The 15,539-nt window shown below is 57.1% G+C and carries 13 protein-coding genes; 2 read left to right on the top strand and 11 right to left on the bottom strand.

Annotation, left to right across the window (positions count from 1 at the left end; translation table 11 throughout):
- Positions 1-37 precede the first annotated feature (37 nt).
- From Q0650_RS15495 to Q0650_RS15475, 5 genes are all read right to left on the bottom strand, one after another.
- On the bottom strand, positions 38-853 hold the full coding sequence (locus tag Q0650_RS15495; RefSeq protein ID WP_298820564.1) for a hypothetical protein: 816 nt from the start codon (positions 851-853) through the stop codon (positions 38-40).
- A 25-nt stretch (positions 854-878) separates the two neighbouring features.
- Positions 879-2,330, bottom strand: coding sequence for a proton-conducting transporter membrane subunit (locus Q0650_RS15490; RefSeq protein ID WP_298820562.1), 1,452 nt, complete (start codon positions 2,328-2,330; stop codon positions 879-881).
- 2 nt (positions 2,331-2,332) lie between these two features.
- Positions 2,333-3,055, bottom strand: coding sequence for a hypothetical protein (locus Q0650_RS15485; RefSeq protein WP_298820560.1), 723 nt, complete (start codon positions 3,053-3,055; stop codon positions 2,333-2,335).
- 28 nt (positions 3,056-3,083) lie between these two features.
- Positions 3,084-4,784, bottom strand: a complete 1,701-nt coding sequence (locus Q0650_RS15480) for a hypothetical protein (RefSeq protein WP_298820558.1) — start codon at positions 4,782-4,784, stop codon at positions 3,084-3,086.
- A 77-nt stretch (positions 4,785-4,861) separates the two neighbouring features.
- The gene (locus tag Q0650_RS15475; protein ID WP_298820556.1) at positions 4,862-5,947 is read right to left on the bottom strand and encodes a hypothetical protein; all 1,086 of its coding nucleotides are present in this window, start codon (positions 5,945-5,947) and stop codon (positions 4,862-4,864) included.
- A 582-nt stretch (positions 5,948-6,529) separates the two neighbouring features.
- Between Q0650_RS15475 and Q0650_RS15470 the strand changes: the two genes are divergently transcribed.
- Complete coding sequence (locus tag Q0650_RS15470) at positions 6,530-6,748, top strand: hypothetical protein (protein ID WP_298820554.1); 219 nt, start codon at positions 6,530-6,532, stop codon at positions 6,746-6,748.
- Between the two features lie 135 nt (positions 6,749-6,883).
- On the opposite strand, the gene Q0650_RS15465 is transcribed toward Q0650_RS15470, so the two are convergent.
- The 5 genes from Q0650_RS15465 to Q0650_RS15445 all read right to left on the bottom strand — a co-directional run bounded on the left by Q0650_RS15465 (position 6,884) and on the right by Q0650_RS15445 (position 13,202).
- Positions 6,884-7,843, bottom strand: a complete 960-nt coding sequence (locus Q0650_RS15465) for an ABC transporter permease (RefSeq protein ID WP_298820552.1) — start codon at positions 7,841-7,843, stop codon at positions 6,884-6,886.
- Positions 7,844-8,013: 170 nt separating this feature from the next.
- Positions 8,014-10,011: an ABC transporter ATP-binding protein gene (locus Q0650_RS15460; RefSeq protein WP_298820550.1), complete on the bottom strand. Its 1,998-nt coding sequence runs from the start codon at positions 10,009-10,011 to the stop codon at positions 8,014-8,016.
- Positions 10,012-10,098: 87 nt separating this feature from the next.
- Complete coding sequence (locus Q0650_RS15455; RefSeq protein ID WP_298820548.1) at positions 10,099-10,926, bottom strand: ABC transporter permease; 828 nt, start codon at positions 10,924-10,926, stop codon at positions 10,099-10,101.
- Between the two features lie 10 nt (positions 10,927-10,936).
- Entirely contained in the window at positions 10,937-12,559 is a 1,623-nt protein-coding gene (locus Q0650_RS15450) for an ABC transporter substrate-binding protein (protein WP_298820546.1), read from the bottom strand.
- A 148-nt stretch (positions 12,560-12,707) separates the two neighbouring features.
- Positions 12,708-13,202 (bottom strand): DUF427 domain-containing protein, encoded by a 495-nt coding sequence (locus Q0650_RS15445; RefSeq protein ID WP_298820544.1) that lies wholly within the window; start codon positions 13,200-13,202, stop codon positions 12,708-12,710.
- Positions 13,203-13,767: 565 nt separating this feature from the next.
- Between Q0650_RS15445 and recA the strand changes: the two genes are divergently transcribed.
- The gene (gene recA, locus Q0650_RS15440) at positions 13,768-14,823 is read left to right on the top strand and encodes a recombinase RecA (RefSeq protein ID WP_298820542.1); all 1,056 of its coding nucleotides are present in this window, start codon (positions 13,768-13,770) and stop codon (positions 14,821-14,823) included.
- A 495-nt stretch (positions 14,824-15,318) separates the two neighbouring features.
- Here recA and Q0650_RS15435 read toward each other — a convergent pair.
- Positions 15,319-15,539: hypothetical protein (locus Q0650_RS15435; RefSeq protein WP_298820540.1), on the bottom strand; the 221-nt coding region annotated here is incomplete at its 5' end.

Raw genomic sequence — 15,539 nt, 5'->3', positions numbered from 1 at the left:
TGCAAACCATCCCGGCAACCTATGTTCGGCATAGCGCTCAAGTGCCTTGCGTCTGACTCAGCATTGTCATCGCCAGCACGGCTGGAATTCCTCCCCACACAATGATCGCGCGGATCGCTGCCGGTACACTTAGGCGAGGTAGCCGACCGTGTAACCAGCTCAAACTTGTGATAGTAATCGCGCTACCACCGAAAATAATCAACAGCGCGATGAATGGCGGCAGCAGGGTGGTTGGGAGGCCGGCCAGCCAGACCACGGAAATCAGCGCCGCAGCCAGTGTATCGCGGGCAAAGGTCAGAGTTGTAGCCGAACGCGCAGGTAGCCCTTCCAGGATTCCGCGTGGGCTGAGCGAAGGCTCTGGTCCAAATGGGCCCCAGTTGATCGCTGCCGGTAGAATGACCAGGCCGGCTAATAACAAGAGCAGATGCCCTCCAAGTGACCAGACATTGAGCGCATCGGCGCCGCTAAAGCCGATTGCGGCCACGCCCCACAACATGGCACGCCCCAACATGCCAATTTGGGCTTCGCGCACTGCTGCCCGGACAAGGTGTGGTGTGCCGGCGGTCAACATTGGCCAGAACAGTAGCCATGCTGCCAGTTCCAGTAGCACCCAGGCTCCAGCCCAGCCAAACGCGAACGGCGATGGATGCCACGGCCAGGGCAATCCGGTAAGACCGCCGGCGATGAGGGCCAGCGTAGCCAGGGCTATCCAGCCGATCCATTCCCTGGTCAGAATCAAACTACCATGCTCTGGCAATTGTCGGGTAGCAAGCAACCGATAGCCTAGCCCCAGTCCGAGCGCCAATAATCCACCTGGATAGATGACGAGTGCCAGCAATCCGGCTAACAGCATAAATGTGTTGGTGCCCTTTCTCAGTCTACACGGTGCTTAATGTGGCTAAACTGCGCACAGCCGCTTCAATCGTCGGCAGTAACAGATTGGGAAAGGCGCCAATGATCAGCATCGTAATCAACAAGAGCGCGATCAATCCCGCTACCCCCGCCGGCTCGCCGACGTATCGGGGTGGTGGTGGGCGGTCGAGGATCGTCTCGCCAAGCAACGGTGGTTCTTCATCAGCAGGCACTTCACCTGATCCAATCAAATATTGTACCGCCAGTTGTGCTAATGTTAGCGCCGCCAGCGCCATTGCGATCAACAATGCCAGCAGTTCCAGCCAGTGCATAGCTGCCGCTGTCTGTAAGGCCAGCAGATAGCTCGTTCCACCTGGCGATGGCAGCCATCCGATTAACGCCAGACCACCACCCAGCAACCCTGCCCCGGCCATTGGCCGGTGCCAGAAGAGATCGCTCCGTGATGTTGCTAGCAAGCGGCCATCAGGATATCCAAGGAGAGCCAGGCTGATTAAGACGGTAGTGACGGCCAGGGCAAGGTTGATCACCCCGAGAATCGCACTACTCAATCCTGCTAATGATAACGATACAAAACTGTAAAATATGATACCGCAATTGGTTGCAATCAGGTAAGCGATACGCTGGTGGAGTGAACCGGCAGTCAGCGCCAGGGCGCTGGCCAGCACTGCGCTGATGGCGGCGCCGATCCGGAGCACAACCAGCGCTTGCCCACCTTCGAATATCAGCGTCGGAAAACTTTGCAGCGTAAGCAGAAAGACCAGCAGACTGGCCGGTGTGGGCAGGGCGATGATCAGGATTGCCGCCAGTGATCCGGCGTAAGATACCAGGTCAACCAGCCAGGAGTGGAATGGCGTTAAAGCCATCCGCAAAGCGAAGCCGGCTGCCAGCAGGGCGAGAATGAAGCGCGCTGGCGAGATGCGCCCCGGTAATTCACCCGGACGAAAGATGTCGGTTAACACATAGGCAATGTAGAGCAAAATGCCGGCGATGACCATCAAAACCAGATACTTCAGTGCGGTGACGAGCGTTTGGCGACTGACCAGCACGCCGGCCCCGAAAGGAAGATCAACAATCGCCAGCACCGTGGTGAGACCGATGGTCACCAGGACGAGAGCCGTCACAAACGAGTCTTGCATCAGCAGAATGGCCATCGTCTGCCCGGTGGTGAGTAAGCCGATGGCGCTGAAATGTTCACCGTGCGGTAAAACCAGAGCCGCTATCAGAGTTGTAATTCCCACCCCCAAAAAGAGAAACAAGAAGATCTGATTCAACGGGCTGAGTAAAAAGGTCACGCCCAACACTCGCACCGGATCATCGACCCGCACCTGCACTGCCAGGAGTAGCTCAACAATGAGTGCGCCAATGCCAAGACCGATGGCGATACGTGGCAATCGGCGTAGCAGAAAAGCGCTAAAGGCCATGCTAATTGGAAAAAAGATTAGTAACAGGTAGAGCATGGTTATCCACGATAGAGTTCATTAATAGCCAGTGTTTTCAAGCGTCCGTAGACAAGTCCGGCCAGGTAGGCAATGGCGAGTGCCAGTAAAATTTGCACGACGCTAAGGAGTAAGAGTGGCATGATTTTCAGGCCGCTTGCCGCCGGGTCGCTGATCACGGCGGTGTAAAGCAGGTCGATCCCGCTGATACAGAGCAGCATGCCCAGGCCGATTTTCAAGATGTCGCTGGCTGTCGCAATGCTCAGAATTCCGCTCAGGGCCAGCCAGTACCAGGCAAAATCGAGCGCCGGATTGGGCGCAATTGGATAGATGATCGGCAATACGATACTGGCTACCAGCGCTGCGACCCCCGACCCAAACGGCAGGATATAGTCGATGAGTTGAAACGTCTCTGTGGATCGTTGGCGCGCTGCGGCGCGAAGCGCCCGACGCAGCTCAGCCTGTCCGAACTCGTCAAGGTCTTCAAGTCCATATTCACGCGAAAAGGTCAGCGCTGTCACTGCCAGGATTAGCGTTGTGCAAATACCGGTGATCAATTTAATGAGCGCAAGTGAACTCAGCCCCATCTGACCCAGGTCTGGTTGCACAAAGGGTTGCTCATTCAGTAATCCGGCCAGGACGACATACTTGAGCATCAACAGCCCAACGGTGAGGCGCCAGTCCCGCAGTAATAAGATGCCACCTGCCGCGAGTCCGAGCAGAATGATCCAGATATCGACAACCATGGTGCGTTATCCTTTGCCTCACAATGCGCTATTGTGCCATCAAGACCAGTATGATCAGTAAAGCGATGATAACCCCAAACAGGTAGTAACGTTGTTCAAAGATGATCATCGCAATATGGAGCATACTTGCCGTTCGATCGAGGCCGCGACCAAGGGCGTTAAGCGTCACGCGCCCGGTGGCGAATTCAGTCAGGCCGTGGAGAATTTCACCCAGGCCGTACCAGGTCGGTATGACGGCATGGTCAGTTTCGGTGGAAGCGTAGGGCAAGCTGGCCTGTCGCGCCAGGAACCAGCCCCCTAAACCGATGCTAAGTACCAATCCAACCAATGGCCATGCAATGGGGTCGGCAGGCAATACCGGTGGCGCGAATGGTGACCAGCTCAACCAGAGCGGCCATGCCAGCCAGGGGATCAGACCGGCTAGCGTCAGCGGAGCCAGGATCAGGACGGCAAGAATGTTTTCCGGCCATAATTCATGTTTTCCGGGTTTGCCATACCAGCAACGGATGAGAAGGGGTAAACCGGCGGCCATATTGATCACGGCAGCCGCGATTAAAGGGGCGATGATCCAGGGCAGACGGGTAGTCAGCGCCTCGATTAACCAGCGCCAGCCCCAGAAGCTCCAGACAATCGGTAAACCGATTGCGGTTGCAGTTGTGAAGATCCAGAGGATTCCGGTGAACGGTAAGGCGCGGCGCGCTGGTGAACCATCCAGTGCATCACTACCCTGTCGCTGTTCGATAGTAGCGATAATCAGACCTCCGGCTAGCGCGTGAAGTTGTAATGCCGGCAAGAGGGCTGGCGCAGCCAGACTGGCCAGTGGATCGCTGATCGCAGCAGCGCACACAATCACACCTGCCTGAAATGCGCCTTGCCAGAGCACTAATTCTCGTCCTGAGGTGGATCGCAGCGCGCCGATAGCTGCGCCGAGCGAGCCGAGCGCTCCGATGGCGGCCAGTACGTGACCGGGCAATGGCGGTAATGGCGGCAATTGAGCCAGTAGCCGCACAATAAATCCCAGACCAATAGTCGGTAAGACGAGGCCGACGGTGAGGGTACTGATCAAGGCTGGCGCATTGGCAGTGCCAAACCGTGTTCCGGCGAATGGTGGCGCTCCGGCGATAGCAAGTGCGCCGATCACAGCAAGCGCGAGCAGGGCTGGCTCTGGCAGCGTTTCAGGGGGAAGCAGCGCCATCATCGCGATAATTCCGCACACGGCAGCGACTGCTATTGCGCCGGCAACAAGGTGGGGTGGAAGTTGGGCTGGCGCCGGGATCGCACCGCTACTGATGAGCGCTCCATGCGTGGCCAGTATCGCCAATGCCCAGCTCAATGGAGTCAGAAAGCTGAGCGGTGGAATGGTCAGACTGATGCACGCGGCTGTCAATGCAAGCAATAACCAGCCAAACAAGGCGCCGAAGCCTTCGGCATCAGGCGGCGCTGCCAGCGCTAGCGCCAGCAACCCGATTGCACCGCCAAACAGTAACATTATCACCGGAGCTCGTTCGCTCAGATCGGGTGACATCGGCCACCAGATCGGTACAGCGCCGATGGTGGTAATCGGTTCGGTAACCGCTGGTATTATTGGGTCAAAAATGACGCCGGTGGTTGCAACAGTGGCAGCCAGCGCGGCCAATAAACCGAGTCGGCGCGTGAGGCCGATGTGGGTGAGCGCGAAACACGCTCCTGCGCTCACAATGAGGCTGATCAGACCAATGTACAGGCCCATGAAACCTCTTTGATTGTATGAGCAAAGGCTGACCGTCGTGTCAGGGCTTGACAGCCAACCGGATCAGGCGCAAGAACTCAGGCGCGGCCTATAAGATAAGTGGCTGCTTGCCAGCATGCCGTGCATGGATCGGTCGAAATAGCAATGAGCAAGGCGTCATCAACCGCAGACCGTTGCAACAGCGAGCGCGCCAGCAACCGATCGAGTTGAGGGGCAATGCCGATCTGCGCCTCGCTGAGCCGTTGGCCGTCGCTACGCACAGTATACCGCAGCGGCCCACGGGGAGCTTCAACGGTGGCGGTCGCTTCGCCGGCTCGTAACTGAAAGTCTTCGCGCGCGACGCCTACCGGTAGATTATGCAACCAGCGCGCTGCCAGTCGCAATGACTCAATCGCTTCTAACAGCATCACCACTGCCCGGGCGTGTACATCACCACCTTCTTCTACCACTGGCGTTGGCGTGATGATGGTATATCCGCTGTACGGCAAATCGGTGCGCAGATCGGTTGATATGCCACTGGCCCGCGCAAGTGGTCCGGCCAGACCAAACTGTTTGGCAGCAGCCGTGTTGAGCACTCCTATGTCAACCATCCGGGCCAGCAGCGAGCGCCGTGGAATCACTTGCCCGGCAACACTGATCATTGCTGGTAGCAGCTCGTTAATCTCGCGGTCGGCTTCTCTTAGTGCGGCATCTGTCGGCGCTTCGACCAATCCGCCAGGGCAAATCAATCCTGCATCGTAGCGACCGAGAATTGTGAGCAGGATCGATCGGATACGAGTTTCCAGCCGGCTTAGCCGCGCTGCATCGCTTAGCCCTAATGCGGTGGCAATCGCCGCCAGGGTATTGATATGCGATGCGGCGCGTTCGAGTTCGGCCAGCACAACTCGTATCGCTTGCGCCCGCAACGGCGCGGTAATCTCGGCCAAATGCTCGATGGCCAGACTCAAGGCCAGCGTGTGAGCGATGCGACAGTAAGGGCAGGCCTGAGCCGCTGCGCGCGTGGCGCTCTCGATCTCGCCTCTGGTCAATTGGCGCGCATAGGTTCCGTCGCCCAGTGATGGCCGGTATTCAACGTCAATGATCTGCTCACCGTGAATGGTGAGAGTTATCTGTTCGCTGTGCCATGCGCCGGCAACCGGGTGGAGTGTCAGTTGGTATTTCAAGCTGCCTCTCCTCTCTGTCGCGGCGCATTATACCACGCTCTCATCCGGCAGTCTGTCCCGGCTGATCCAACTGGTTGTTGTCAGGTACGTTGCCTGATCGATACGCTCATCCGGCAACCTGCGGTGGTCGATCCATCCGCGCCTCTGGCGGGAAGGGTTTTCGGCACGGTTCCAGCGCTCTCATATGGCAACCTGTCCCGGCTGATCCAACTGGTTGTTGCCGGGTACGTTGCCAGGGTGATACGCGCATCCGGCGACCTGCGGTGGTCGATCCACCCGCGCCTCTGGCGGGAAGGGTTTTCGGCGCGGTTCCAGCGCTCTCATCCGGCGACTTGATCCTGTCGATCCAACCTCATTCCACCCCCCGATCCATCTAGGGGAGGTAAAGTACCGCAGTTGATAGTGGTACTGTAGAGCTGCGTTGGGCTGGCTCCAGCGCCCCGATCGACACCTGAAGCCAGCATTTCAGGTGTATTTTGTGTTTAGCGGGAGGGTATCACAATGCTATTCTGTCTTGATCACGCTCACCGACTGCTCAAAGGGTCGGCAGCGATGTCATATCAACGGGAAAGTGATAATCCAGTGGAATACCGTCTTTTTGTTGGCAATCAAACCTTGCATATTATCTTTGACCGCAAGCAAAACTGGCATGGTTACATTATCCGTCCATCAGATGGCGTAGAAGCTGCGTTTAGCAGTCGGTCGTGCCTGGAGCATGTGATAGAGGGCCTGCTCGGTCGGCGAGCCTGGACCCAATATCGCCAACAAGTGTTAACGATGATCGACCAGTTTCAGGTATGATAGCCAGGGATACCTGGTTTCGTGATTAGCGCGTCGCTATAGGCGGCGCGCTTTTTCATGTCTGGCGCGATCCAGTTTGATTAGCGCGTCGCTATAGGCGGCGCGCTTTTTCATGTCTGGCGCGATCCAGTTTGATTACCGCGTTTCATCACCCAACCTGATACGTGGATCGAGTAGGGCATAGAGCAGATCGGCCAGAAGGTTGGCAACTGCAAAGATGACAACCGTGATCATCGCCACTGCCTGTAGCAGGATCAGGTCGCGTCGATCGATGGCAAAGGTCAATAGCCGACCGATACCCGGGTAGTTGTACACATTTTCAACCACTATCAATCCACTGATCAGCCAGCCCAGACTGATAGCGATGACCGTAATCACCGGCAGCAGCGCATTGCGTAACACGTGCCGTTGGAGCAAGGTAAAGGGCGCCAGCCCCTTAAGCATCGCTGTGCGCACATAATCTTGATTAAGCTCATGGATCACACCGGCGCGCGTCAGTCGGGCAATATATGCCAGTAGCACCAGAGTTGCAGTCATTGCCGGCAGGATCAACTGTGGGATGATTTCCAGCAGGTTGGCGTCAGGTCGCAGTGATGAATTGGCAGGTAACATGCGCATGCGGAAGGCGAAGAGATCGATCAACAGCAAGCCGGTGACAAATTCAGGCAGACCGGTGACGGCGAGTGTGCTTATACTGATCGCCGTATCGTCGAGCTTGCCGGCGCGTCTTCCGGCCCATACCCCTAGCCCGATACCGAGAGGGATTGCCAGAAGCAGGGTTGCTCCGGCCAGTAGGAGTGAGTTGTGTAAGCGTTCAAATACGAGTGGTCGGATGAGCTGGCGAGTGCTGTACGAAACTCCCCAGTCGCCGCTGACAAAGCCGCGTAGCCAGTCGAGATACTGGATCGGTAATGGCCGGTCGAGTCCGAGTTCGGCGCGCAGAGCTGTCAGTGCTGCTTCACTGGCTTCGCGGCCCAGCAAGACGCGGGCCACGTCACCGGGTAGCAGCCGACAGATGACGAAGATGATGATAGAGCTGATTAACACCGTGACACCGAGCAAGACTACACGGCGCAACAGATAACGAAGGATCATGGATATTTCCGCTCAATTGTTGTCTGGCAAGGAGGAACCTTTCATCTGATGCTGGCAAGCTTTTGCCGGCAGATGCTCGCTCAGCTATCTCAAGATTATCTGAGATAATCTGGCTCATGGTGCCGGCTTGCTACTTCCCAACATGCAACTCTTTCTCCTCATCACGACAGTCAATCCGTCATTTGCGCAGCGCGTAAATCTGGTAACGGGATGTGGCAGCGAATCAGATGTCCACCGCCAGCATCGCGCCACGGTGGCGGGGTGGTGCGACACAATTCACCGATTGCGCGTGGGCAGCGTGGCTGAAACGGGCATCCCGAAACAGGTGGTGGAACAGCGGTGTCAGCTTCGCGCGCCCGAATTCCATCCGGCTGGCTTGCTGACAGCAGTACTTCAGTATAGGGATGCAACGGTGGCGATAGCACTGCCGCGACCGGTCCCTGCTCAACGATCTGGCCCTGGTACATCACAACCACGTCATCAGCCAGATAACTGACTACCGCCAGATCGTGGGTAATGAACACATACGCAATCCCGGTTCGTTCCTTGATCGCGGCCAGCACATTCAAGACCGCCGCCTGCACCGAGACATCGAGCGCCGAAACGGCCTCGTCGAGCACGAGCAGATCGGGCGTTGCCGCCAGTGCGCGCGCAATTGCCACCCGCTGTTTCTCGCCGCCACTAAGCTGATGGGGGCGACGATTGGCATATTCTGGTGGCAGGCTGACCAGGCGTAACAAGTCGGGTATCCGCTGATCTGCTGTCCGCCGGTCAAGACCGCCGAGGCGGATAAGCGGGCGGCGCAGCGCTTCACCAACTGTTAGTGCCGGATTGAGCGCCTCTTGCGGATTTTGCAACACCATCTGCAAGCGTCGAAGCTGTTCAGGCGGTCGTTGCTGAATCGATGGCGCCAGTGGAATATCGATCAATTCAATAGCGCCGCTTGACGGTGGCGTTAGCCCGATGATGCAGCGGGCGAGAGTGGTCTTGCCGCTGCCGCTTTCGCCGACCACCCCCAGGGTGCGGTTGCGGCATACGGTCAGATCGACCCCCGCCAGTGCAATCATCGGCGCAGGTCGCTTCCCGCGAACCAGATCAGCGAATGTGCGGCGAGGTGTGATGGTCTTCGTCAAACGATGGGCTGCCAAAAGCGGTTGGCCGTTCGTCAGCGCGTTGATTGTCGGCGTGGCCGGCGAGGGTGCGTAAGGTTCGACCATCGTCCAGTGGTGACAACGCACCAGGTGGTCAGGAGTCGCCGGTAATAAAGGTGGTCGTTCGCGTCGGCATTGTTCATCGGCCAGCGGACAGCGCGGCGCGAAGATGCAACCAGCCGGCAACGCGCCGGGGTCGGGCAACGTGCCTGCAATTGGTTGCAGGGGATTCTGGTTGTAGCGTAGACCGGGATGAGGCAAACTGGCCAGTAATCCCTGGGTATAGGGATGGCGTGGGTGTTGGAAGAGGAATGTTGTGGGCGCGATTTCAACCAGTTCGCCGGCGTAGAGCACAGCCGCGCGGGTAGCGATGCGCGCAACCAGGCCAAGGTTGTGCGAAATGAACAGAGCGGCTGGTCGGCGTTCGGCGATCAGATCAGCGAGGAGATCGACAACAGCGGCTTCTGTGGTCACATCGAGACTGGTCGTTGGCTCATCGAGTACCAGCAGGCGCGGCGCCCCGTGAAACGTCATGGCAATCATAACTCGTTGCTGCATGCCACCGCTGAGTTCGTGGGGATAACTGCGCAGCACTCGCATTGGATCGGCAATTTGCGCGCGCGCCAGCAATGCAGCAGCCTGGGCGATGGCGTCCTGGCGGCGACCGCCAATCGCTTCAGTCAACTGGTCACCGATTCGCAAAGTTGGATTGAGGGCCGCCAGCGGATTTTGCGGTACCAGTCGCAACGAGCGCGACCACAAGGCGCGCAACGCCGGGCCTTGCACCCGTGTCAGATCAATCCCATCGAGCAGTACCTGCCCGGCTTTGATTCTTCCGTTTGCCGGCAACGCGCGCAAGATCGCCAGCCCCAGCGTACTCTTGCCGCTGCCGCTCTCGCCAACGATACCAAGCGTTTCGCCAGCGCCGACGCTCAGGTTAATGTCACGCACTACCGGTAAAGTCTGGTTGGCAACACGATATTCAATTGTAAGCTGTTGTACTTCCAGACCACTCATTGCAATTACAAATATTGCCAGATCTCATCACCCGGTTTGCGCAGCATACACGTTGACGGTCACCGATGGGTTGATGCGCCAGACCTATCACTCATTTAGCGTCTGACGCACTCCTTCCGCCATCAGATTGACCCCAATTACCAGCAGGGCAATCGCTGCTGCCGGCGCATACAGTGACCAGGGTGCCAGCGCATACTCATTGCGCGCTTCCAGCACCATTAGCCCCCAGTCGGGGCTGGGTGGTTGCACGCCAACGCCGAGAAAGCCAAGCGATGCGACCAGGAAAATTGCGTAGGAAAAGCGCAGCGCAGCTTCGACGGCGAGCGTGGGCATTACCAGCGGCAAGAGTTCGCGCCAGAGGATGTAACTTAACCGTTCGCCTCGCATGCGGGCAGCTTCGATGAAGCCACGTGATTTGAGCGACAACACCGCGCTCCGCGCAACGCGAGCAACGATGGGAGTGTAGACCACCACGATCACCAGCAGTACGCTCGTGCGTGATGGTCCAACTACTCCCAGCAACAGCAGGGCCAGCAGCAGTGCGGGCAAGGCTAACAGCCCGTCAAACAGGCGAAATACCAGCTCTTCGAGCCATCCTCCCAGGTAGCTTACACTAACGCCAATCAGCGTGCCGCAGATGACCGCTAGCGCCGTGCCACTGCCCGCCAGGATCAGAATATCGCGCGCGCCGTAGATGATCCGACTTAGCAAATCACGCCCCAACCGATCAGTGCCGAGAGGATGACCAAACGACGGCGGTTGACGGATCAGCTCTACGTTTTGAGCAGTTGGACTGTACGGCGCGATCGACGGGCCAAATAGCGCCAATCCGAAAAATATCATCACAATGATTGTGCCGGTTGCCGTCGCCGGGTCGGCAAAGAAGGCGCGACCAATTCTCCGCAAATTCACCATTTCTTAATGATTACACTGCAATCACAGACAGATCGGTGCGACCAGGAAAAGCCTTCGCCACATAGTCACTTATCCCCTCACGGTGAGCGCTAAGCTGGGCGAAAAAGTAGGGAATGATAATCGGGCCGCGTTCGATCAAAATGCGCTGAATTTCGCGATAGGCGCGCGTCCGTTCAGCTTCGTCGAGCGTTGTGCGCGCGGTGGCGGCCAGCGCATCAAACTCCGCGTCGCTAAAGTGACTCTCGTTCCACACTGCGCCGCTCACCAGCATCACATCGAGATAGAATTGTGGCACCGGGCGCGAACCCCAGCCGGTAATTCCCAGATTAACTTCGAGCCAGCCGTTATCGCCATAGTAGACGCTTTCTGGCTCGACGATGACATTCACGTCGATTCCGGCTTCAGCCCACTGCTCTTTCAACACAACTGCCAGATCAGGTCGGTCACCCGAATTAGGGACATGGAGATCAAGTTTGAGACCATCGGGATAGCCCGCGGCGCTAAGCAGTTCACGCGCAGCGGCTGGATCGCGGGGTGGCAGCGGTGTCTCTTCAGAGTAGTAGGCGCTGAAGAGTGGGCCGATGGGGCTGTCACGTCCAACCGCGCCCAACCCCGCTTTGACTTGTCGAAAGATTGCTTCGCGGTCGGTGGCAAGTTTCAGCGCGCGGATCACTTCCGGCTTGTTGCCGGGTTCGCGATCAGAGCGGAGACGCACCAGATCGAAGCCATTGGTGGGAGTTTGGACGGCAACAAAGCCGGGTGTTTGCTGCAATGTCTGGAAGAGCGGCGTTGACATGCGTAATACTAGATCAACCTGACCGCCGCGCAGCGCGTCAACGGCTGCCGCCTGATCGGCGAAGAAGATGATTTCGAGATTGGCTACCGCCGGTTTCCCGGTTTGAAAATAGGTGGGATTAGCGGCCAGATCGATCCGGTTCTCGGTGCGATATTCCACCACTCTGAACGGGCCGGTGCCGTTGAAGGTAGTGGCCGGGTCAGTTGTGCCGGCGCGCAGAATGAGTGCGTGATTGTCGGATACATCGTACAGGAAGAACGGGTTGGGTTCGGCGAGGGTAAAGACGACGGCAGTATCGCCATCAGCGGTAATCTCGACGATATTGGCGTAAAGATCGGCGGTTGGCAATTGCAGCGTCGCGTCTCGCAGCCGATTAAATGTCCACACCACATCGCTGGCAGTCAACGGGCTACCATCGTGGAATGTCACCCCATCAGCCAGTGTCAGGCGGTACGTCAGGCCGTCGTCACTCACTGTCCATTCGCGGGCCAGGCGTGGGATGATATTATTGCCGGCATCGACATCGACCAGATAATCGTATACGTGGTTGAGGATCAGAATCTCGGCATCAGAAGAAGCAAAAGCCGGATCAAGCTGCACTGGAATTTCGCTTGCTACGCGCAGTCGTCCGCTGGGAGTACCGGCGCTGATGCCGGTCGGTGCCGCAGCAGGTTGGGTCGTTTGTCCGCCACTGCCGCACGCGACCAGGGCAGTTGTGCCGGCAGATAGACCTAGCGCCAGCCCCAGGCGCAAAAAAGCGCGCCGGCTCATCTGTCCGGTCAAGACCTCAGATCGGGCTATCTGTAGTGTTTTCAGCCGATCATCTTCTTGACTCATCGAAACATCCTTTCTACGGGCAATCCCCATCACAACACAGGGCATTGCGCGACATCCATCGAAACCGTGTTCCGGGTCTAAATTTGGTCATGCGGGCGACAACAACAGAATGGTTTCGGGTATGCGTCTATGCATAGCAAACCATGCCTTACCAGCCCCAGGTGCCCGGCCCCCCTTTAAACGGTCCCACAATATCGCTGGTAATCCAGCCTCCGTAAAATCCGCCCGGTTGTGGTGTGACCAGTTCATCGTCAACATAACATGCATCCATAGGGCTGGCATAAAAGGCGAGATAATTGCGGATGGGAGCAAAGGCTGGAGGCGGGTCAGTGTACGACCAGGCTGCCTGAAGCGCCGAACGATTGCCGACGACTATATCATAGTAGCTGGCTACACCCTTAAATTCGCAGAACGAGCGGGCCAGATTGGGACGCAGCCATTCCATACGCACATCGTCAGGTGGTACGTAGTAAACCGGTGGATGGCTGGTTTCCAGCACGCGAAATGCGCGAACGCTATCAACCAGAGTTACGCCTGCAAAGATCACCCGAATTCGGCGCGAAGTTGGTTCCAGTCTTGGGGGGCGTGGATAATCCCAGACCGATTCCTGGCCGGGGCCGGGAGGAATGCGTTGTGGTTTCATTTTCACCTCACCAGGTTAATGCGCAGACTACTACAACTATACCATGCTTAGAAAACTATTTCATGGCAATACCGGCCATTTTGAACCTTGCCCGACGCGATAATATTGAGTAAAACTGTCAATGATTTTAGTTTCCTTACAAGTTGTGACAAACAGACAGCTAGATTGATCTGCCACTCGAATGCGCAAATGTGCATTCATCGGCTCAGTTGGTATGGCTGTCAACCGTGAACAATCGTTCATGATCCATCTCCTGGTGGTATCTGCTTTCAGGAGCGTTGCCGGTGAATGGTGCGGTAACCGGGCTGAAATCATGGCAACCTGTGCCAGGCACTGAGACAATTTCCGCGGTTTGGTCAATTCTGTCACATCATTGCAGCGGCGAGAACTGTATACTAATAGGGAGGAAAAAAATTGCGCCATACCCCTCTTGCTTCAGTCGCACACTTGTGCTATTATAGTACATATGTACGGGGCAGGCAACGGCGTTGACAGCGCCCTCCCCATCGAGTAGAGTAGCAAGAGGAGCATACGAGTGAGCACGAATAATGGAGGAGCGCCCGCGATGGCAATCACCCCGGAGAAAGAGAAAGCGCTCGCGGCGGCGATGGCTCAGATCGATCGCAAGTTCGGCAAAGGTTCCATCATGAAGATGGGCGAGGTGGGGAATCGGCTGGCTATTGAAGCGATTCCCACCGGTTCGATTGCCCTTGACATCGCGCTGGGCATTGGTGGCGTACCGCGTGGGCGCGTGATCGAGATTTTTGGCCCCGAAAGTAGTGGCAAAACGACTCTGGCCCAGCATATTATTGCTGAAGCGCAGAAGATGGGTGGTGTCTGCGCTTTTATCGACGCTGAGCATGCCTTCGATCCGATTTACGCTGCGCGTTGTGGCGTCAACACCAACGAGCTGCTAGTATCACAGCCTGATACCGGCGAACAGGCACTTGAGATCTGTGAAATGCTGGTGCGTTCAAACGCCATTGACGTGATTGTGATCGACTCGGTGGCAGCATTAGTGCCCCGCGCTGAGATCGAAGGTGATATGGGCGACTCGATGCCCGGCATGCAGGCCCGGTTGATGAGCCAGGCCCTGCGGAAATTGTCCGGCGCGATTAGCAAGAGTCGTACAGTTGTCATCTTCATCAATCAGTTGCGCATGAAGATCGGTGTGATGTTTGGTTCACCCGAAACCACAACCGGTGGGCAGGCGCTGAAGTTTTACGCTTCGGTGCGACTTGATATCCGGCGGATCGAGACGCTCAAGCAGGGTCAAGAGGCGATCGGCTCGCGGGTACGGGTCAAAGTGATTAAAAACAAAGTCGCGCCACCGTTCCGCCAGGCCGAATTTGATATTCTGGCCAATGAGGGTATCTCGCGCGAAGGAAACATCATCGACATCGGTACCGAGCTGGGGATCATTCGCAAGAGTGGAGCCTGGTTCTACCTCGGTGAAGATCGACTCGGTCAGGGACGCGAGAATGTGCGTGAATTTCTCAAGAATAATCCGGCGCTGACCGATGAGATTGAACGCCTGATCAAAGCCCAGGCGCTCACGAACCCGGCAGTGATTGCGCCGAGCGCCGATATTGGTGATGATGACGGTATATTCGAGGAGTAGGAGCGCAGCGTAACAAGAACATTGTGTGCTTGTTGTCAGATGACAATGCCCAGAGCATCGCCACGGCGCGGAGATTGTCGGCTTTAAGCGCCAGAGGAAGCGCCGGGCTACTGCGTCCTGGTAGATAATTGACGGTCATCGAATTATTGCTTTTAGCATATGAGTTCGACGCGCTGCAAAAAACACGCGGCTGGTGTCTACACGCTGCACTATCCATTGCGCTGAGCAATCGCATTGTCCAGGCCTGATCATATAGTCCTGTTGGGAGTGCTGATTATCGCTCAGCGCATGTTTCCCGCCGCAACGATGACATCAGCCTGGGCGCACTGTTCCATACCACTTCTCGATACATACCGAACATCGTTACTGTTCAGGGCAGTCAGGCGCGTTTTTCGCGCTCCTGCTCGCCGCGCGCCACGAAAGGGTGCTCAGCTTTGCCAGGATTGCATATTGCATGCATAGTTAGCCGATTCCTGCGTTTCACAATGTGGCAGATCACGATAATCGGGTGCTGTCTGTTAGCAGGAGGGAAGATAGCTGGCGAGCGGTGTTCCGGGTAATTGCAGCAGTGGTGAAGACAACGGGACGTTGGTCGCCGCGAGGGGTGACGACGACGGGAAAGGCGTCAGATCCCAGGTGGCCGCGCGGTGTGACGGCAGCGCAGGTAACCGGGTCGCGAGTGGCTGCGAGGAGTGACGTGGCGGGAACGGTAGCCA

The sequence above is a fragment of the uncultured Chloroflexus sp. genome, from assembly GCF_937129525.1.
In the GTDB taxonomy this organism is placed as follows: domain Bacteria; phylum Chloroflexota; class Chloroflexia; order Chloroflexales; family Chloroflexaceae; genus Chloroflexus.
The sequence above is the reverse complement of the archived record's forward strand: the minus strand, read 5'-3'. Positions and strand labels throughout refer to the sequence as shown.

Bases quoted from the DNA above. Each gene is read 5' to 3' on its own strand.
- Q0650_RS15495 (WP_298820564.1), bottom strand. From the start codon at position 853: ATGCTGTTAGCCGGATTGCTGGCACTCGTCATCTATCCAGGTGGATTA.
- Q0650_RS15490 (WP_298820562.1), bottom strand. From the start codon at position 2,330: ATGCTCTACCTGTTACTAATCTTTTTTCCAATTAGCATGGCCTTTAGC.
- Q0650_RS15485 (WP_298820560.1), bottom strand. From the start codon at position 3,055: ATGGTTGTCGATATCTGGATCATTCTGCTCGGACTCGCGGCAGGTGGC.
- Q0650_RS15480 (WP_298820558.1), bottom strand. From the start codon at position 4,784: ATGGGCCTGTACATTGGTCTGATCAGCCTCATTGTGAGCGCAGGAGCG.
- Q0650_RS15465 (WP_298820552.1), bottom strand. From the start codon at position 7,843: ATGATCCTTCGTTATCTGTTGCGCCGTGTAGTCTTGCTCGGTGTCACG.
- Q0650_RS15460 (WP_298820550.1), bottom strand. From the start codon at position 10,011: ATGAGTGGTCTGGAAGTACAACAGCTTACAATTGAATATCGTGTTGCC.
- Q0650_RS15455 (WP_298820548.1), bottom strand. From the start codon at position 10,926: ATGGTGAATTTGCGGAGAATTGGTCGCGCCTTCTTTGCCGACCCGGCG.
- Q0650_RS15450 (WP_298820546.1), bottom strand. From the start codon at position 12,559: ATGAGTCAAGAAGATGATCGGCTGAAAACACTACAGATAGCCCGATCT.
- Q0650_RS15445 (WP_298820544.1), bottom strand. From the start codon at position 13,202: ATGAAACCACAACGCATTCCTCCCGGCCCCGGCCAGGAATCGGTCTGG.
- recA (WP_298820542.1), top strand. From the start codon at position 13,768: ATGGCAATCACCCCGGAGAAAGAGAAAGCGCTCGCGGCGGCGATGGCT.